General features: G+C 71.5%; 14 protein-coding genes and 1 pseudogene. 10 read left to right on the forward strand and 5 right to left on the reverse strand.

Features of this window, described 5'->3' with window-relative positions:
- Positions 1 to 93 precede the first annotated feature (93 nt).
- The 3 genes from ACWGKT_RS35545 (at position 94) to ACWGKT_RS35555 (ending at position 5,902) form a co-directional block, all read left to right on the forward strand.
- Positions 94 to 1,524, forward strand: a complete 1,431-nt coding sequence (locus ACWGKT_RS35545) for an MGH1-like glycoside hydrolase domain-containing protein (protein WP_453276893.1) — start codon at positions 94 to 96, stop codon at positions 1,522 to 1,524.
- Positions 1,521 to 3,458: an amylo-alpha-1,6-glucosidase gene (locus ACWGKT_RS35550; protein WP_453276894.1), complete on the forward strand. Its 1,938-nt coding sequence runs from the start codon at positions 1,521 to 1,523 to the stop codon at positions 3,456 to 3,458. Before ACWGKT_RS35545 ends, ACWGKT_RS35550 begins: the two co-directional genes overlap by 4 nt.
- A gap of 782 nt (positions 3,459 to 4,240) precedes the next feature.
- Entirely contained in the window at positions 4,241 to 5,902 is a 1,662-nt protein-coding gene (locus ACWGKT_RS35555; RefSeq protein WP_453276915.1) for a CDP-alcohol phosphatidyltransferase, read from the forward strand.
- A 46-nt stretch (positions 5,903 to 5,948) separates the two neighbouring features.
- On the opposite strand, the gene dusB is transcribed toward ACWGKT_RS35555, so the two are convergent.
- A complete protein-coding gene (dusB, locus tag ACWGKT_RS35560) occupies positions 5,949 to 7,091 on the reverse strand; it encodes a tRNA dihydrouridine synthase DusB (RefSeq protein WP_453276895.1) in 1,143 nt (380 codons plus the stop codon).
- A gap of 82 nt (positions 7,092 to 7,173) precedes the next feature.
- Between dusB and ACWGKT_RS35565 the strand changes: the two genes are divergently transcribed.
- Positions 7,174 to 8,640 (forward strand): MFS transporter, encoded by a 1,467-nt coding sequence (locus ACWGKT_RS35565; protein ID WP_453276896.1) that lies wholly within the window; start codon positions 7,174 to 7,176, stop codon positions 8,638 to 8,640.
- A gap of 443 nt (positions 8,641 to 9,083) precedes the next feature.
- Positions 9,084 to 10,493: an arylsulfotransferase family protein gene (locus ACWGKT_RS35570; RefSeq protein WP_453276897.1), complete on the forward strand. Its 1,410-nt coding sequence runs from the start codon at positions 9,084 to 9,086 to the stop codon at positions 10,491 to 10,493.
- Between the two features lie 42 nt (positions 10,494 to 10,535).
- Here ACWGKT_RS35570 and ACWGKT_RS35575 read toward each other — a convergent pair whose 3' ends face one another.
- Positions 10,536 to 11,420, reverse strand: coding sequence for a helix-turn-helix transcriptional regulator (locus ACWGKT_RS35575; protein ID WP_453276898.1), 885 nt, complete (start codon positions 11,418 to 11,420; stop codon positions 10,536 to 10,538).
- A gap of 102 nt (positions 11,421 to 11,522) precedes the next feature.
- Between ACWGKT_RS35575 and ACWGKT_RS35580 the strand changes: the two genes are divergently transcribed.
- From ACWGKT_RS35580 to ACWGKT_RS35590, 3 genes and pseudogenes are all read left to right on the forward strand, one after another.
- Positions 11,523 to 12,950: an MFS transporter gene (locus ACWGKT_RS35580; protein ID WP_356150529.1), complete on the forward strand. Its 1,428-nt coding sequence runs from the start codon at positions 11,523 to 11,525 to the stop codon at positions 12,948 to 12,950.
- A gap of 117 nt (positions 12,951 to 13,067) precedes the next feature.
- The gene (locus ACWGKT_RS35585) at positions 13,068 to 13,280 is read left to right on the forward strand and encodes a hypothetical protein (RefSeq protein ID WP_356150527.1); all 213 of its coding nucleotides are present in this window, start codon (positions 13,068 to 13,070) and stop codon (positions 13,278 to 13,280) included.
- A 79-nt stretch (positions 13,281 to 13,359) separates the two neighbouring features.
- Positions 13,360 to 13,689 (forward strand): annotated as a pseudogene (locus tag ACWGKT_RS35590) (serine hydrolase domain-containing protein); the annotation flags it as partial.
- 25 nt (positions 13,690 to 13,714) lie between these two features.
- Here ACWGKT_RS35590 and ACWGKT_RS35595 read toward each other — a convergent pair.
- Together ACWGKT_RS35595 and ACWGKT_RS35600 are read right to left on the reverse strand one after the other, a co-directional pair.
- Entirely contained in the window at positions 13,715 to 14,302 is a 588-nt protein-coding gene (locus ACWGKT_RS35595; protein ID WP_453276899.1) for a TetR family transcriptional regulator, read from the reverse strand.
- A gap of 29 nt (positions 14,303 to 14,331) precedes the next feature.
- Positions 14,332 to 15,339: an aldo/keto reductase gene (locus ACWGKT_RS35600; RefSeq protein ID WP_453276900.1), complete on the reverse strand. Its 1,008-nt coding sequence runs from the start codon at positions 15,337 to 15,339 to the stop codon at positions 14,332 to 14,334.
- Between the two features lie 197 nt (positions 15,340 to 15,536).
- Between ACWGKT_RS35600 and ACWGKT_RS35605 the strand changes: the two genes are divergently transcribed.
- Complete coding sequence (locus ACWGKT_RS35605; protein WP_453276901.1) at positions 15,537 to 16,589, forward strand: chitinase; 1,053 nt, start codon at positions 15,537 to 15,539, stop codon at positions 16,587 to 16,589.
- A 135-nt stretch (positions 16,590 to 16,724) separates the two neighbouring features.
- The gene (locus ACWGKT_RS35610) at positions 16,725 to 17,498 is read left to right on the forward strand and encodes a hypothetical protein (RefSeq protein ID WP_453276902.1); all 774 of its coding nucleotides are present in this window, start codon (positions 16,725 to 16,727) and stop codon (positions 17,496 to 17,498) included.
- Positions 17,499 to 17,516: 18 nt separating this feature from the next.
- Here the strand turns inward: ACWGKT_RS35610 and ACWGKT_RS35615 are convergent, their stop codons facing one another.
- Entirely contained in the window at positions 17,517 to 18,125 is a 609-nt protein-coding gene (locus ACWGKT_RS35615) for a LysE family translocator (RefSeq protein ID WP_453276903.1), read from the reverse strand.
- Between the last annotated feature and the right edge of the window lie 183 nt (positions 18,126 to 18,308).

Genomic DNA, 18,308 nt, shown 5'->3' on the forward strand with positions numbered 1-18,308 from the left:
GCATTACATAGTGAGTTTTGCGTGTTAAATAGACGTAACTCTATGGTAGCTACTGCTGAACCAGGTCGACCAGACGTCTTCGGGGAGCCCCGAGTGGATCGCACTGCCCAGCTCACCGCCCTCCCGGCGGAACCCGCCATTGCATACGATCCGCCGCCCGCGGCGGATTCACCGCAGGCCAGGGCCGCCCGGGTGCTGACGGACAACTGGACCGGCACCTCCACCGTGCCCTCGCGCCGGCTGTATCCCCACCAGTGGTCCTGGGACTCCGCGTTCATCGCGATCGGCCTCAGGCACGTGTCGCCGCTGCGGGCGCAGACGGAACTGGAGACGCTGCTGGCCGCCCAGTGGGCCGACGGGCGCGTCCCGCACATCGTCTTCAACCCCTCCGTACCGCTCGACGCGTACTTCCCGAGCCCCGACTTCTGGCGCTCCTCGACCGCGGGACGCGCGGCGGGCGCCCCGCGCACCGTACAGACCTCGGGCATCGTGCAGCCACCGGTGCACGCGCTGGCGGCCTGGCTGGTGCACTGCGCCGACCCGGGGCTGTCCCGGGCCCGCGGCTTCCTGGCCCGGGTCCATCCGCGGCTGGCCGCCTGGCACCGCTATCTGCTGCACCGCCGGGACCTGGGCGGCGGCGGGCTCGCCTCCGTCGTGCACCCCTGGGAACAGGGCATGGACAACAGCCCCTGCTGGGACGCCCCGTTGGCCCGCGTCACGCCCGCCCCGGCCCGCTCCTTCCGCCGCGCCGACCTCGACCACGGGGCGGCCGAGGACCGGCCGACCGATCTCGACTACGGGCGGTACGTGCGGCTCGCCGGGGACTACCGCGACCGTGGATACGCCGACGGGCCGGGCGAGTTCGCCGTGGAGGACCCGGCCTTCAACGCCCTGCTCATCGCCTCGGAGCACGCCCTGGCGCGCATCGCCCACGAGCTGGGGGCCGCCGGCACGGCCCGCCACGCGCGCGCGGAACGCCTGACGGCGGCGCTGGTGGAACGGCTGTGGGACCCGGCGGAGGGGATGTTCTTCTGCCGTGACGTGCGCGGCGGGGGGCTGATCGAGGAGCGCGGGGTCTCCGGTCTGATCCCGCTGCTGCTGCCCGGCCTGCCCCACGACATCGCCGCGGCGCTCGTCCGCACGCTCGCCGGACCGCACTTCGGCCTGGGCGACACCACGCGGCTCGTGCCGAGTTACGACCTGCTCGGCGAGGCCTTCGACCCGCACCGCTACTGGCGCGGCCCGGCCTGGTTCAACACCAGCTGGCTGCTGGAGCGCGGACTGCGGACGCACGGCGAGTCGGCGCGGGCGGACGCGCTGCGCTCGGCGTTCGTGCGGACGGGCGACGACACCGGCTTCGCGGAGTACGTCGACCCGTACACCGGCGAGGCCTGCGGCGCGCTCGGCTTCGGCTGGACCGCCGCGCTCACGCTCGATCTGCTGCACCTGCCCCCCGGACACGACGTGTCCCGCACGGGCACCGACACGTTCGACAGGAGTGACAAGGGAGGGGACCGGGCATGACGGACCGGCATCACCTGCTCGTGCACGGAGCGACGTTCGCCGCCGTGGGCGACCGCGGCGACATCAGCGGCGTACGGGGCGGCAACTCCCCGGACGGGTTATTCGTGCGCGACGCCCGACACCTCAGCCGCTGGCAGCTGACGGTCGACGGCGCGCTGCCCGAGGCGCTCACCCCGGTCGCGGACGGGGACGCGGCGCGCTGTGTGCTCGTACCGCGCGGTGGTCGGCAGGAGCCGCCCGCCCACACGCTCTTCAGGGAACAGGCCGTCGGCGACAGCTCGTTCGTCGAGTCCCTGCGGGTGACCAACAACCGCCCGGTGCCGACGACCGTGCGCCTGGCGATCACCGCCGACGCGGACTTCACCGACCAGTTCGAACTGCGCTCCGACCACCGCACCTACACCAAGACCGGCGTCGTACGCTCCCGCCAAGTCCTGGACGACGGCGTGGAGTTCAGCTACCGGCGCGGCGAGTGGCGGTCCTGTACGACCATCACGGCCGACCCCGCCCCGGACGGCGTCGAGGAGACCGGCACCGGCGCCCGACGTCTCGTCTGGACGCTGGACCTCGAACCGCACGGCACCGCGGAGCTGATCCTGCGGGTGATGGCACGCCCGCACGGCGAGAAGCGGGCCCTGCGCGTGCCCCGCTCCCCCGCCGCCCTGAACGAACAACTCCTCTCCTTGGAGGGGGAGTTCATGGAAGGCGTCGCCTTCCCGACGGGCTGGCCGGAGCTGGCGGCGGCCTGCGCCCGAGGCCTCGCCGACCTCGCGGCCCTCCAGGTACCGGCCACCGGACCCGACGGCGAGGACCTGCGGGTACCGGCGGCGGGCGCCCCCTGGTTCCTGGCCCTCCTGGGCCGGGACGCCCTCCTGACCTCCCTCTTCGCCCTCCCCTACCGCCCCCGGCTGGCCGCCGCCACGCTCCCCGCGCTCGCCGCCACCCAGGCCGTGGAGACCGGGGCGACCTCGGTGGCACAGCCCGGCAAGATCGTGCACGAGGTACGGCACGGCGAGCTGGCGCACTTCGGCCAGGTGCCGTTCGCCCGCTACTACGGCTCGATCGACGCGACACCGCTGTTCCTCGTCCTGCTCGGCGCCTACGTCGAGCGGACCGGGGACACGGCCCTGGCCCGGCGCCTGGAGCCGCACGCCCGCGCGGGCATCGGCTGGATGCTGGACCACGGCGGGCTGACCTCGCGCGGCTACCTGGTCTACCGCGCCGACCGGGGCGGCCTCGCCAACCAGAACTGGAAGGACTCCCCCGGCGCCATCTGCTCGGCCGACGGCACCCGCGCGACCGGCCCGGTGATGGCGGCGGGGGCCCAGGGGTACGCGTACGACGCGCTGCGCCGCACGGCGTGGATCGCGCGCACGGTGTGGGAGGACCAGACATACGCGGCCCTGCTCGAACAGGCCGCCGCCGATCTGCGCGACCGCTTCCAGCGGGACTTCTGGATGCGGGAGCACTCGTTCCCCGCGCTCGCGCTGGACGGCAACGGCCGGCAGGTGGACGCGCTGGCGTCGGACGCCGGGCACCTGCTGTGGTCGGGGCTCCTGGACAAGGAGTACGGCGAGTTGGTGGGCCGGCGCCTGCTGGAACCGGACTTCTTCTCGGGCTGGGGCGTGCGCACGCTTGCGGCGGGCCAGCCTGCGTACCACCCGCTCTCCTACCACCGCGGCTCGGTCTGGCCGCACGACAACGCGCTGATCACCCTGGGTCTGGCCCGGTACGGCCTGCACGACGAGGCCCGTACGGTCGCGCACGCCCTGGTCGACGCGGCGACCGCGACCGGGCACCGGCTCCCCGAGGTGATCGCGGGCTACGGCCGCGGCACCCACGCCGAGCCGGTTCCCTACCCACACGCATGCGTACGGGAGTCCCGCTCGGCGGCGGCCCCACTGGCGCTGCTCACGGCGGTGGGGGGCGCCTAGGACCTAGCGCGAGTGTTGACGAGCCGTTTGCCGGGTGTTTGCCCACGGCCCTGAACAGGGGCCGGAGGCGAACCGTACGGGAGGACGGCGGGCCAGGCGGGCCGGGATCTCCGGCCCCGCCCAGCCTCCCCAGCGTGGTCCGCCGCTCCGTCCAACGGGCCTCGCACGGAAGGACCTTCGGGTTGCCTCAGCACACGAGCACGCGCCAGACACTCAGTACGGCGGGGGAATCCGAGGGCGAGGTCCTGCCGCCGAATCCGACCGAGGCCGGGGTGGAAGGGGCCGAGGTCGCGGAGGTCGCCGCGATCAAGGGGGCCGAGGTCGAGCCGGTCGGGGTCGTCGAGGGAGCGGCGGCGGCCGGGGCGGAGAAGACCGAGCCCGGAAGTGTCGGGTCCGACCAGGCCGAGGGCGGCAGGGCCGAGCAGGCCGAGCCGCCCGCGGCGGAGGCCAGGTCCGAAGCCGCATCGAAGGCTGGAGCCGATGCCGCGCCGGACGCCAGGCCCGAGTCGGAGTCGGACGCCAAGTCCGAAGCCGCCTCGCAAGCGGGACCCGAGGCCGCGCCGGGCACCAAGACCGTGTCCGATTCGGACGCCAAGTCCGAAGCCGATTCGGACGCCGGACCCGAAACCCCGTCGGACGCCAAGTCCGAAGCCGCGCCGGATGCCGAGCCCCGAGCCGCCTCGCGCGAAGCCGCGCCGGATGCCGAGCCCAAGTCCGATGCGGACGCCAAGCCCGCAGCCGCGTCCGGCGCAGTCGCGTCCCGGGCCTGGCTCGGGCGGCGGATATGGCGTGGGTGGCGGGCCAGGCATCCCGCGGCCGCTCGGGTGTTGTCCCTGACCGCGACCTTTCTCTCCGCGCTGCTCGTCTACATCTGTCTGCAGATGCCCAGCACGCTCGGCAACCTGAAGCTCGTGGAGTTCACGCGGCTGCCGGCCGAGGCGATCATGGGCGCGGTGGTGTTGCTGAGCCTGCCGCGCAAGCCGCGGCTCATCGTGTCGGCGCTGACCGGCGCGCTCCTCGGTGTCATCACCGTGCTGAACATGTTCGACATGGGCTTCAACGAGTACCTGGGCCGACACTTCAACATCATCCTGGACTGGTCGCTGTTCGACGACGCCCGCGCGTACCTGGACGACACGCTCGGCAGGTCGGCCGAACTCGGCCTCAGCCTCGGCGTCGTGGTGCTCGTCTTCCTGCTCGTCACCCTCGTCGCGCTGGCGACCGTACGGCTGAGCAACCAGTTGGTCCGGCACCGGGCCAAGGCCTCCCGGGCCACGCTGATCGTCGGCACGGTCTGGATCACCTGCACCGCGCTCGGCCTCACCGTCGGCGGCATTCCGATCGCCTCGCAGCACACCGCGGGCGTGCTGAAGGTCCAGGCCCGCACCGTGCGCGACACGCTCCGGGACGAGGCGGAGTTCCGGAAGGTCGCCAAGGTGGACGCCTTCGGGAACACGCCGGCCTCCCAGCTGGTCCCGGACCTGCGCGGCAAGGACATGATCTTCACATTCATCGAGAGCTACGGCCGCAGCGCCGTCGAGGACCCGATCATGGCGCCCGGCGTCGACAAGACGCTCGACGAGCGCACGGCGGCCCTGGAGAAGGCGGGCTTCCACGCCAAGAGCGGCTGGCTGACGTCGGCGACGTACGGCGGCAGCAGCTGGCTCGGACACTCCACCACCATGTCGGGCCTGTGGATCAGCAACCAGCAGCGCTACCGCACGGTCATGGCCAGCGACCACCTCAGCCTGACCAAGGTCTTCAAGAAGACCGGCGCCTGGAACACGGTCGGTGTGATGCCGGGCGTGCAGAAGGGCTGGCCGGAGCAGAAGTACTACGGCCTCGACAAGGTCTACAACGCCTTCCAGCTCGGCTACCGGGGGCCGAAGTTCAGCTGGTCGACGATGCCCGACCAGTACGCGCTGGAGCAGTTCCAGCAGCGCGTGCACGGCAAGAAGCACGCCAAGCCGATGATGTCCGAGCTCATCCTGACCTCCAGCCACCAGCCCTGGGCGCCGATCCCGAAGATGGTCGGCTGGGACCAGCTCGGTGACGGCTCGATCTTCAAGTCGATCCAGCAGGCGGGCAACAAGCCGGGGGACGTCATCGCCGACACCACCAAGTCCCGTCAGGAGTACGGCAAGTCGATCCAGTACTCGGTGACCGCGCTGACCCAGTGGCTGGAGCGCTACGGCTCCCACGACACCGTGCTCGTCTTCCTCGGCGACCACCAGCCGATCGCCCGGGTCAGCGGCAACCACGCCAGCCGTGACGTGCCGATCTCCATCGTCGCCAAGGACCCGAAGGTCCTCGACAAGATCGCCGGGTGGAACTGGACGGACGGCCTGCGCCCGGCCCACAACGCCCCGGTGTGGAAGATGAGCTCGTTCCGAGACCGCTTCCTCACCGCGTACGGCTCGACCCCGCACCCCAAGAAGGGCTAGCCCAGGCGCCTCCGCCCACCCGGACAGCCGGGTGGGCGAGGAAGGCTCAGCCCCCGGACGTGTCCAGTTCCGCGTCCTCGCCCACGCCCGCGCAGTCGTACGGGTCCTTCAGCCACCCGTCGGGCAACACCACCCGGTTGTTGCCCGACGTCCGGCCGCGGGGTCCGTCCGCGCCGACCGGCCACGCCTGGTCGAGATCCAGCTCGTCGAGGCCCGCCCGGAGTTCCGCCAGCGACGACGTGATCGCGAGCCGCCCCCGCATCTCGGAGCCGACCGCGAAGCCCTTGAGGTACCAGGCGACGTGCTTGCGGAAGTCGATGACGCCCCGCGCCTCGTCGCCGATCCACTCACCGAGCAGCGTGGCGTGCCGCACCATGACGTCGGCCACCTCACGCAGCGTCGGCCGCGCGATGGCGTCGGTCCGCCCCTCGAACGCCGCCACCAGATCCGCGAACAGCCACGGCCGGCCCAGGCAGCCCCGGCCCACGACCACCCCGTCGCAGCCGGTCTCGCGCACCATCCGCAACGCGTCCTCGGCCGACCAGATGTCCCCGTTGCCGAGCACGGGAATCTCCGGCACATGCTCCTTGAGCCGCGCGATGGCGTCCCAGTCGGCGGTGCCGCCGTAGTGCTGGGAGGCGGTGCGGCCGTGCAGCGCGATGGCGGTGACCCCCTCCTCGACGGCGATCCGCCCGGCGTCGAGGTAGGTGATGTGGTCGTCGTCGATGCCCTTGCGCATCTTCATGGTGACCGGGATGTCGCCCGCCCCGCTGACCGCCTCGCGCAGGATGGCCCGCAGCAGGTTGCGCTTGTACGGCAGGGCGGACCCGCCGCCCTTGCGCGTCACCTTGGGCACCGGGCAGCCGAAGTTCAGGTCGATGTGGTCGGCGAGGTCCTCCTCCGCGATCATGCGGACGGCCTTGCCGACGGTCGCCGGGTCGACGCCGTACAGCTGGATCGAGCGCGGCTTCTCGGTCGCGTCGAAGTGGATCAGCTGCATGGTCTTCTCGTTGCGCTCGACCAGCGCCCGGGTCGTGATCATCTCGCTCACGAACAGGCCCTTGCCGCCGCTGAACTCCCGGCACAGGGTGCGGAAGGGTGCGTTCGTGATCCCGGCCATGGGGGCGAGCACGACGGGCGGCCGGACGGTGTGCGGGCCGATCTGCAAGGGGGACTCGGGCGTGGGCATTGCCCCATTGTCGCGTATCGGGGGTGATCATGTAACAGTCATTAGTTAGACGCACTATTGAAATCGGCGTACGATCGAACCCATGCCGGAGCTCAGTCACCGCCGACGTCTGCTCGTTCTCGCCATCTGCTGCATGAGCCTGCTGATCGTGGGCCTGGACGTCACCGTCCTGAACGTGGCCCTGCCCTCGATGCAGCGCGAGCTGCACGCGAGCACCGCGGGCATGCAGTGGACGATCGACGCGTACACCCTGGTCCTCGCCTCGCTGCTGATGCTCGCCGGCTCCACCGCCGACCGCGTCGGCCGCAAGCGCGTCTTCATGACCGGCCTCGTCGTCTTCACCCTCGGCTCGGTGCTGTGCTCGGTCGCCCCCAACCTGGAGGCGCTCATCGTCTTCCGCATGATCCAGGCGGTGGGCGGTTCGATGCTCAACCCGGTCGCCATGTCGATCATCACCAACACCTTCACGGACCCGCGCGAGCGGGCCCGCGCCATCGGCGTGTGGGGCGGCGTCGTCGGCATATCCATGGCCGCCGGCCCGCTGGTCGGCGGCCTGCTCGTGCAGTCGGTCGGCTGGCGCTCGATCTTCTGGATCAACCTGCCGGTGGGCCTGGCCGCCCTGCTGCTCACCCTGCGCTTCGTGCCCGAGTCCCGCGCCCCCCGGGCCCGCCGCCCCGACCCCGTCGGACAGCTCCTGGTGATCGCCCTGTTCGGCTCCCTGACGTACGCGATCATCGAGGCCCCGGACTCCGGCGCCGGCGCGGTCGCCCCGTACGCCGTGGTGGCCCTGGCCGCCCTGCTCGGCCTGCTCCGGTACGAGCCGCGACGTGCTGAACCCCTCATCGACCTGCGCTTCTTCCGTTCGGCGCCGTTCAGCGGGGCCACCGTGATCGCGATCAGCGCGTTCGCGGCGCTGGGCGGGTTCCTGTTCCTGTCCACGCTCTACCTGCAGAACGTGCGCGGACTCGACGCGCTGCACGCGGGCCTGTGGATGCTGCCGATGGCGGCGCCGACCTGTCTGTGCGCGCCGCTGTCCGGGCGGCTGGTCGGCAGCCGGGGGCCGCGGCTGCCGCTGCTGATCGCCGGGAGCGCGATGACCGCGAGCGGCGTGCTGTTCGCGGGGTTCGAGGCCGAGACGTCCAATGCCACGCTCTTCATCGGCTACGTCCTGTTCGGCATCGGCTTCGGCTTCGTGAACGCGCCGATCACCAACACCGCGGTGTCCGGGATGCCGCGGGCCCAGGCCGGGGTGGCGGCCGCCGTCGCCTCCACCAGCAGGCAGCTCGGGCAGACGCTGGGGGTGGCCGTGGTGGGGGCCGTACTGGCCGCCGGGGTGGGCTCGTCATCGTACGGGGACGCGTTCGTCGCGGCGGCGCGGCCGGGGTGGTGGATCCTCACGGCGTGCGGCCTGTCCGTACTCGCCGTCGGCACGGCGACCAGCGGCCGCTGGGCCCGCAGCACCGCCGAGCGGACGGCCGAGCGCCTGGAGTCCCCGGAGGTCGAGCAGGCCCTGGGAACCGCGGCGACCTCACAGCCACGCGTCGGCTGAACCGGCCGCGCTTCCGCCCGGGCCTCAATCCCCCTCTGTCTCCTTGCGTGGGCGGCACCACCGCGTCCAAATAGCCCACTGCACTGGCCCATAGCAGGCGCAAGCCGGTGACAACGCCTAGCGTCGCGAGGGGCGACAGCTCACGCGATGCAGGCGAAGACAGGGCCGTAAGGAGACGGGGCATGGCGGAAGGACGACCAGGGGCTCGCAGCGCGAGAAGAGGGCTGAGCCGCACGGCAGGAGCTTGCGCGCTGGCCGCCGGATTCGCCTTCGTGAGCTGCCCACCCCCCGCCGCGGCGGGTCCACGGCCGGACCGGCCGCGCCCGTGCGCGACGGAGCCCGCTCCCCCGACCGGCAGTGCGACCACCCCGCCGCCGATCACTTCGGGCAGTGACGTCTGGAGCTTCGTCTCCGAGCCGGACCTTCACCCCCAGCGGGTCACCGTGACCGCGCATGAACCGGGGACGGCCCAGGGCAAGATTTTCGTCGGCCCCTACGCCATCGGCACCGCGGTGGTCGGTCAGACGGGGGCACTGATCTCCGAGAACTCCGGCGATCCGGTCTGGTTCCGCCCCCTGCCCTCCCCCGACCTCCAGAACGCGGACTTCAAGGTTCAGACCTATCACAACCCCAGGACCGGGAAGGCGCAGCCGGTGCTGACCTGGTGGCAGGGATCCATCGCCATTCCGCCCACCTATACCAACCTGCCGGGCGGCGCCCCCGAACCGGGCGGGTGCTACTACATCTACGACGATCACTACCGCCTGCTCAAGACGGTCTTCGCGCATCACGGCTTCTACCCGGACGAGCACGAGTTCCTCCTGACCCGCAGGGGGACCGCACTCTTCATCGCGACCAAGCCGGTCCCCAAGGATCTCCGCCCCTACGGAGGTCCGAAGGACGGGGCCATCCTGGACAGCGAGATCCAGGAGGTCGACCTGGAGACGGGGAAGCTCGTCTTCTCCTGGGACCTGCTGAAGCACCTGGACCCCGCCGAATCCGAGGTGCCGGCCTCCGACGCGGCGACGTCGGGCGGGGTATGGGACGCCTACCACCTGAACTCGATCGACGAGGGCCCCGGCGGGAAGCTGTTGATCTCGCTCCGGAACTTCTGGGCGATCTACGACATCTCCAAGAAGACCGGCAGGATCCGCTGGCAACTCGGCGGCAAGAAGAGCGACTTCACCTTCGGCCCCCATGCGGACTTCTACTGGCAGCATGACGCACGGTTCGGGCCCGACGACAAGATCAGCCTGTTCGACGACGGCTGCTGCAACCAGCCGGGCGGCACACCGGAACAGGAGTCGCACGGCCTGGTCCTGGACCTGGACGTCGACGGGCGCCGCGCGAGCGCCGCGCGGACGTACTACCACCGGCCACCGCTGTTCTCGGCGTCCCAGGGAAACACCCAGGCCCTGGACAACGGCAACAAGTTCGTCGGATGGGGCCAGAGCTCGTACTACTCGGAATACGCCAACGCGGGCAACACGCAGGGCAACGGCTCGCAGAACCTGCTCTACGACGCGAAGTCGCCGGGTTCGAACATCTCGTACCGGGCCTTCCGGAACAAGTGGGTCGGCAAGCCCTCCTATCCGCCGAGCGCAGCGGTGAAGACCGGCGGCGGGAACAGCGTCGTCTACGCCTCCTGGAACGGTTCGACGCAGACCAAAGCGTGGCGGGTGCTCGCAGGACCGGCCCCCGATTCCCTGTCGGTGGTCGTGCGGCACGCCGAACGGACCGGGTTCGAGACGGCGATCCCGACGAAAGATCCAGGACCGTACTTCCGGGTCGAGGCGTTGGATGAAAAGGGTCACGTCCTCAAGTCCTCCGCCGTCGTGACCCTGACCCGCTGAAGGCTCGCGGCCGCCCCTCGCCCGCGTGAACAACCCTGCGGGTCAGTACACCTGGTTCGCCCGCGCCAACTCCTGCAACTCCTCCAGTCGTTGCCGCGACTCCTCGTCCACCGGTACGTACGTCACCATCCGCGCCCCGAAGTCCGGGCTCAGCCACAGGTCCGTGTGCTCCAGGGTGAGCAGGCCGACGTGGCGGTTGCTGAAGTACTTGGTCTTGGTGCGGCTGTTGACGACCTCGTACCGCTGCCAGTTCTCCCGGAACTCCGGCGACAGCGCCTGAAGCCGCTTCACCAGCATCTTCCAGGCGGGCTCGCCGAGATGGCCGGCCATCGCGGCCCGCAGCTTCGCGGCCATCAGCCGCATGGTCTCGTCGAGGTGGACGATGGAGGCCCGCCAGTCCGGGTTGGTGTGGACGAGCAGCATGCAGTTGCGGTCCTCGGCCGGCACGGCGTCGAGGTCGCCGAAGAGGCGGCCGTAGGTGCGGTTGTAGGCGAGGATGTCGTACCGGCTGTTCTGGATGCAGGCCGGGATCGGCTCCAGCCGGCTCAGCATCTCGCGCACGGCTGGGGTGACGGTCGGGCAGCTCGCGGCGGGCGTGGGGTCGGCGCAGCCGCCCAGCTGGAAGATGTGGGCGCGCTCGCTGGCATCGAGCATGAGAGTGCGGGCCAGCGCGTCCAGGACCTGGACGGAGACCTGGATGTCCCGGGCCTGTTCGAGCCAGGTGTACCAGGTGACGCCGACCGCGGAGAGGTGGGCGACCTCCTCGCGGCGCAGCCCGGGGGTGCGGCGGCGCGGTCCGCGCGGCAGGCCCGCCTGCTCCGGGGAGATCCGCTCACGGCGGCTGCGCAGGAAGGCGGCCAGCTCGTGCCGCCGGATCTCCGAGCCCCGGACCGCGGGGGCGGGTGCCGTGTCGGCCATCGTCGTCATGTCCTCCAGACTGCCGTCGCGCGGACCGTGTTTCCAGGTACTTCTTCTACCAGGATAAGAACACTCTGGTACCAGGCTGAGTGGCGCAACAGGATCGTGACCATGACCGAAACCGTCACTACTGAGACCGTACGGTCCCCGGCCGCGCCACCGGCGCTCGGCGGCCTCGGACTCTTCACCGTCCTGCTGGCCGCGGCCCTCCCTCTCATCGACTTCTTCATCGTCAACGTCGCCCTGCCCACCATCGGCCGGGACCTGCACGCCGGCGAGGCCGTCCTCGAACTGGTCGTCGCCGGGTACGGCGTCGCGTACGCCGTCCTGCTCGTCCTCGGCGGCCGGCTCGGCGACCTGTTCGGCCGGCGCCGGCTCTTCCTCGGCGGCATGGCCGCCTTCGGCCTGACCTCGCTCGCCTGCGGGCTGGCGCCGGGCGCCTGGAGCCTGGTCGCGGCGCGGGTCGCGCAGGGCGCGTCGGCCGCCGCGATGCTGCCCCAGGTGCTGGCCACCATCCAGGCGACCACCACGGGTTCGCGGCGCGCCAAGGCCATGAGCCTGTACGGCGCCACGGCGGGCCTGTCCATGGTGGCCGGCCAGATCCTCGGCGGGGTGCTGGTCGCCGCCGACATCGCCGGCACCGGCTGGCGCTCGGTGTTCCTGGTGAACGTGCCGGTGGTGCTCCTCGGCCTGGTCCTGGCCGTCCGGGCCGTCCCCGAGACGCGCTCGCAGCGCCCCGAGCCGGTCGACGGGCCCGGCACGGTCCTGCTCGCGGTGTCCCTGCTCGCGCTGCTCGCCCCGCTCACCGAGGGCCGGGCGGCGGGCTGGCCGCTGTGGACGTGGCTGTCGCTGGCCGCGTTCCCTCTCGCGGCGGCCGCGTTCTACGCGGTGGAACGCCGGGCCGACCGCACGGGCCGTACCCCGCTCGTCCCGCCGAGCCTGTTCGCGCTGACGTCGCTGCGCCGGGGGCTGGTCCTGATGGTGCCGTTCTCCATCGGCTTCAGCGGCTTCATGTTCGTCATCGCGGTCGCGCTGCAGCGCGGGGCGGGCCTCGGGCCGGTTCCGGCGGGCCTCGCCCTGGCCCCGATGGCCGTCGCGTTCCTGTTCGTCTCGCTCGCCGGGCCGCGGCTGGTGGCCCGGTACGGCACCCGCGTGGTCACCGCCGGCTCGCTGATCCAGGGCGTGGGCGTCGCGCTGATCGCGCTGGCCGCCTGGCGCGACTGGCCGGACCTGGGCTTCGTCGACCTGCTGCCCGGTGTGGCGGTCGCGGGCGCCGGGCAGGCGCTCCAGCTTCCCGTGGTGATGCGGCTCGTGCTGTCCGAGGTGCCGGCCGCCCGGGCCGGTGTCGGCAGCGGTGTGATGGTCACCACCCAGCAGTCGGCCCTGGCGCTGGGCGTGGCGACCCTGGGCACCCTCTTCCTGTCCCTCGTACCGGGCCACGGCATGCGGGACGCCCTCGTCACGACGCTGCTGGTCCAGCTGGCGGGGGTGGTGCTGACCGGCCTGCTCAGCCTGCGGCTGCCGCGGAACATGGGCTGAGGCAGAGCACGGCTTGGCCAACTCGTGGTGAAGAAAACCCTCTTGATGTTGCTCTTGCTGCACACTCCTTGCAGCGCGGAGGGACAGGACTCCCTGGGCGGGGACGCTGGAGGCGTCATGCAACAGATCAACACGAGCAAGGTCAGCCGCTGGGACCAGCACGGGCGGGAACACGTGGTCAGGGTGCGGCGCACGGGCGTGCAGCGCACGATCAGTTGTGACACCTGCGGCTGGCGCAAGAGCGCGCAGTTCCTGCCCTGGCTGAAGGCGGAGGAACACCTGGCCGAGGCCCACCAGGCGACGGTGGATCCGGCGGGAGCGCAGCCCTAGCGCCGACCTCGCCGATGAGTTCGCGGTGCGGCAGGAGTCGTACGGGGGACAGGGAACGCCACGACCGGAGGGCCGGCCGATGACCTTGACCACCGCACTGCACGAGACCCTGCGCCGGTACGTGGACGACGGGACGGTCCCGGGGGCGGTGGGTCTGGTCGCCCGGGGCGAGGACGTCGAGGTGGTGGCCGTCGGCGCGCGGGACGCCGACGGCTCCGCCCCGATGACCCGGGACTCGATCTTCCGTATCGCCTCGATCACCAAGCCGCTCGCGGCGGCCGCGGTGCTGATGCTGGTGGAGGAGGGCCGGATCGGGCTCGACGACCCGATGGACGCGTGGCTGCCGGAACTGTCGAAGCCGATGGTGGTGCGCACGCCGTCGTCCCCCGTGGACGACGTGGTGCCGGCCCCGTCCGGGACACTGCACGCAACGGCTAGGCGCGCAGGCCGCTCAGGATCAGGTCCAGTACGGCCTCGAACTCGGCGTCGGCGCCCGGCTGTTCCCACTCCGCGGCATAGCACGGATCGTGGAAGCGGCCCGTGGCGTGGAAGACGGCGCGGGCCGTGGCCGCCGGGTCCGCAGTGGTGAAGACGCCCGCGTCGACGCCCGCCCGGACGATCCGGGTGAGCTGGCCGGTCAGGTCGGTGAGATGCTCGCAGACCGCGTCGACGTTCTCACCGGCCAGCACGGTGTACGTGGCGAAGAGCTCGGGGTCGTCGCCCGCCTTGCGGCGCTTGGCCTCGAACAGCCCCCTGAGCCAGTCGCGCAGCCGGGCCTCCGGGGCCCGGTCCTGCTCGGCGATCCCGGACAGCGCCTGCGACGTGCGGTCCAGCCACCGCTTCGTCACCGCCTCCCGCAGCGCGGCCTTCGTACGGAAGTGCCGGTAGACGCTGCCGTGACTGACGCCGAGCGCCCGGGCCACGTCCACCACGGTGGCCTTCGCCGGGCCGTGGCGGCGCAGCACCTCCTCGGTCGCTTCGAGGATGCGCTCGGCGGTCAGGGTCGTGGTGGTCGGTGCCATGACCTAGACCGTACCCGGCGCCGCGGCCGCTACTTGGAGCCGAGGTGGGACATCATCGCGGTCGGGTAGCGGTCGCCCGCCGCCGCGTCCGCGGGGACGGCCGCCTCGATCGACGTCAGGTCCGCCTCGGTGAGCGTGACGTCCAGCGCGCCCAGCGACTCGGTGAGCCGCTCCCGGGTGCGGGCGCCGACGAGCGGCACGATGTCCTCGCCCCGGGACAGCACCCAGGCGATGGCGATCTGCGCGACGCTGACGCCCTTCTGCTCGGCGATCTCGCGCAGCGCCTCGACGAGACCGAGATTGTGCCGGAGGTTGTCGCCCTGGAAGCGGGGCGAGTACGCGCGGAAGTCGTTCGCGGCGAGCTGCCGGTCGCCGCTGAAGTGGCCGGAGATCAGGCCCCGGGAGAGGACTCCGTACGCGGTGATGCCGATGCCCAGCTCCCGGGTGGTCCCCAGAACCGACTCCTCGATGCCGCGCGAGATGAGCGAGTACTCGATCTGCAGGTCCGCGACCGGCGCGGTGGCGGCGGCCCGGCGGATGGTCTCGGCGCCGACCTCGCTCAGGCCGACGTGCCGGACGTACCCCTTCTCGATCAGTTCCGCGATGGCGCCGACCGTCTCCTCGATCGGCACGTCCGGGTCGAGGCGGGCGATCCGGTAGACGTCGATGTGGTCGACGCCCAGGCGCTGGAGCGAGTAGGCGGCGAAGTTCTTCACGGCGGCGGGCCGGCCGTCGTAGCCCGCCCAGTCGCCGTCCGGGCCGCGCAGCGCGCCGAACTTGACGCTGACCAGCGCCTGTTCCCGGCGGGTCGCGGGCGCGGTGCGCAACGCCTCGCCGATCAGCAGTTCGTTGTGGCCCATGCCGTAGAAGTCGCCGGTGTCCAGCAGGGTCACGCCGGCCTCCAGGGCGGCGTGGATCGTGGCGATGGATTCGGCCCGGTCCGTGTCGCCGTACAGCGCGGACATGCCCATGCAGCCGAGGCCGAGGGCGAAGACCTGGGGGCCGGTGGTTCCGAGAGTGCGGGTGTGCTTCGTCATGCCATCACCCTGACATGACAGCTGACAGATTTCAATATCTGTCAGCTGTTATCTGTCAGCTGCCACCTGCCAGGCGTTGACGACCCACCCGGGGCGCCCACCCTCGCGATTTGGTCCAGACCTATTGACGAGAGGTCTGGACCACGAGCACTGTCATGCCTACGACACCTCACCGCACCCCCACCGGGAGGCCCCGTATGCTCCGCCGCACGCTGCGCCTGTTCGCCACCGCGCTGACCACGGCCTGTCTCGTCCCGCTCTCGGTCGCCGTCGCCCCCACCGCATCCGCGGCCGACACCTGCGCGGTCAAGTCCCGCCCGTCCGGAAAGGTCCTCCAGGGCTACTGGGAGAACTGGGACGGCTCGTCCAACGGCGTCCACCCGCCCTTCGGCTGGACCCCGATCACCGACTCCCGCATCGCCGCGCACGGTTACAACGTGATCAACGCGGCCTTCCCGGTCATCCGCTCCGACGGCACGGCGCTGTGGGAGGACGGCATGGACAGCGGGGTGAAGGTGGCCACGCCCGCGGAGATGTGCGCGGCCAAGGCCTCCGGGCAGACGATCCTGCTCTCCATCGGCGGGGCGGCGGCCGGCATCGACCTCAGCTCCACCGCCGTGGCGGACAGGTTCGTCTCGACCGTCGTCCCGATCCTGAAGAAGTACAACTTCGACGGCATCGACATCGACATCGAGACGGGCCTGGTCGGCAGCGGCAGCATCACCCAGCTCTCCACGTCCCAGGCCAACCTGATCCGCATCATCGACCGGATCCTGGCCCAGATGCCGTCCAACTTCGGTCTGACGATGGCCCCTGAGACGGCATACGTCACCGGAGGCAGCATCACCTACGGCTCGATCTGGGGCGCCTACCTGCCGATCGTCAAGAAGTACGCCGACAACGGCCGCCTGTGGTGGCTCAACATGCAGTACTACAACGGCAGCATGTACGGCTGCTCGGGCGACTCCTACTCGGCGGGCACCGTGGCCGGGTTCGTCGCGCAGACGGACTGCCTCGACAAGGGCCTGGTGGTGCAGGGCACGACGATCCGGGTCCCCCACGACAAGCAGGTACCGGGCCTGCCCGCCCAGCCGGGCGCGGGCGGCGGCTACATGTCACCCGGCCTGGTCTCCCAGGCCTGGCGGCACTACGGCAGCTCGCTCAAGGGCCTGATGACCTGGTCGATCAACTGGGACGGCTCGAAGAACTGGACCTTCGGCGACAACGTGAAGTCCATGCAAGGGCGTTGAGCCGAGCCGGGCGGGGACGCCGGATCCCGGGGGGACCTCAGGGGTGCGCCCTGACACCACGTCAGGGTCCGCCCCGGGGTGGAACCGGGGGACTTCCCGATGCCGCCGGGGTGCCCGTGGCGGCAGCCTGGGGTCATGAAGATCAACGCCGCGAAGCGGCTGTCGACCGTCCGCCGCGGGGCCGCCGGACTCGCCGTCGCCGCCGTGCTCGCCACGACGGCCGTCGGTGCGGCCGGCGCCCCCGCGCTCGCCGCCGACACGCCTGCCGATTCCGTCCCGACGTTCGACTTCGGCGACTGCCCGGACCTTCCGGCCGGCGTCGACCCGGCTCAGTGGCGCTGCGAAGTCCTCACCGCCACCGGCTCGTTGACCCTCGGCAAACGGACCGTCCCCGACCTCGCGCCGATGACCATCACCCACGCGGAGGGCCCGCTGCCCGACGGCGGCGCGGGCCAGGTCTTCGGCGCCCTGCGCGCCGCGCCGACCGCCGTACCGGGCGGCCTCCTCGGCATCCCCGGCACCGACCACGGCCGCGTGCTCGCGCTCTTTCTGCGGCCGGAGTACGGCGGCCGGTCCGACTTCTACTCCACCGGCGACAGCCTGGGCCTGTTCACGATGCGCTTCGGCGTCCACGGGCCCCTGCTGCCGAAGGGCTGCACCATAGGCGCCGACACCCCCGTCGAACTCCGCCTGCGGCGGGTGGGCGGCTCCGAGCGGATCTCGAAGAACCCGCCGATCATCAAGTTCGACGCGTACGACGACACGTTCGGTGTCCCGTCCGCCCAGGGCTGCGGCCCGCTGGGCCGCCTGCTCGACGACCGCCTCGGCCTCCCGGCCGCGACCGGCAACTCCCTCTCGCTCACCGCGTACTACACCTACCGGACGTACGACCAGCTGCCGTCGAGCTGATGTCTGAGTCGACCAGGGCTAGCGCGCGGTCAGCGCCAGCTTGGCGCCGAGGGCCAGGAAGGAACCGGCGAACGTCCGCCGCAGCCACGTCATCACCCTGGGCCGGGAGGTGACGTGGCTGCGGACCGAGGCGGCGAGGATGCCGTACGCGGCGAAGACCACGAAGGTCGCCAGCATGAAGACGCCGCTCAGCGCCAGCATCCGGACGACCGCGTGCGGTTCGTCGGGGCTCACGAACTGGGGCAGGAAGGCGAAGAAGAAGATCGTCAGCTTCGGGTTGAGGATGTTGACGAGGACACCGCGGACGATCACCCGGCCCGTGGACGCGGGCGCCCGGTCGTCGACGACGATCGCCTCCTTGTCCCGCGCCGTGGCCCAGGCCATGTGGAGGAGGTAGGCGACACCGGCGTACTTGATGACCTGGAAGGCGGCGGCGCTCGCGTTCAGCAGCGCGGCGACCCCGGTGACGGTGGCGACCACGTGCGGCACGATGCCGAGCGTGCAGGCGAACGCCGCGACGATGCTCGCGCGGCGGCCGCGGGAGAGCGCGGCGGCGAGGGTGTGGACGACGCCGGTGCCGGGGGTGGCGACGACGACGAACGTGGTCAGCAGAAAGGCGATGCTCATGCGGTCACCCTGCTGACCCGACCGCTCCTCGAACAGGGCCAATCCGGGGCCTTCGTGGGGGACCAATGTCGGGCGGGGAACCAGCCCTCCGTTGGACACGATGCGTGACCGCCCGGAGAATGGGAACTGCTGACGAGCAGTCTCCAGGCGGCGCCTGCCGTCGGCCGCGGTGTTCCAGCGCCG

The sequence above is a fragment of the Streptomyces sp. NPDC054794 genome (assembly GCF_053611585.1).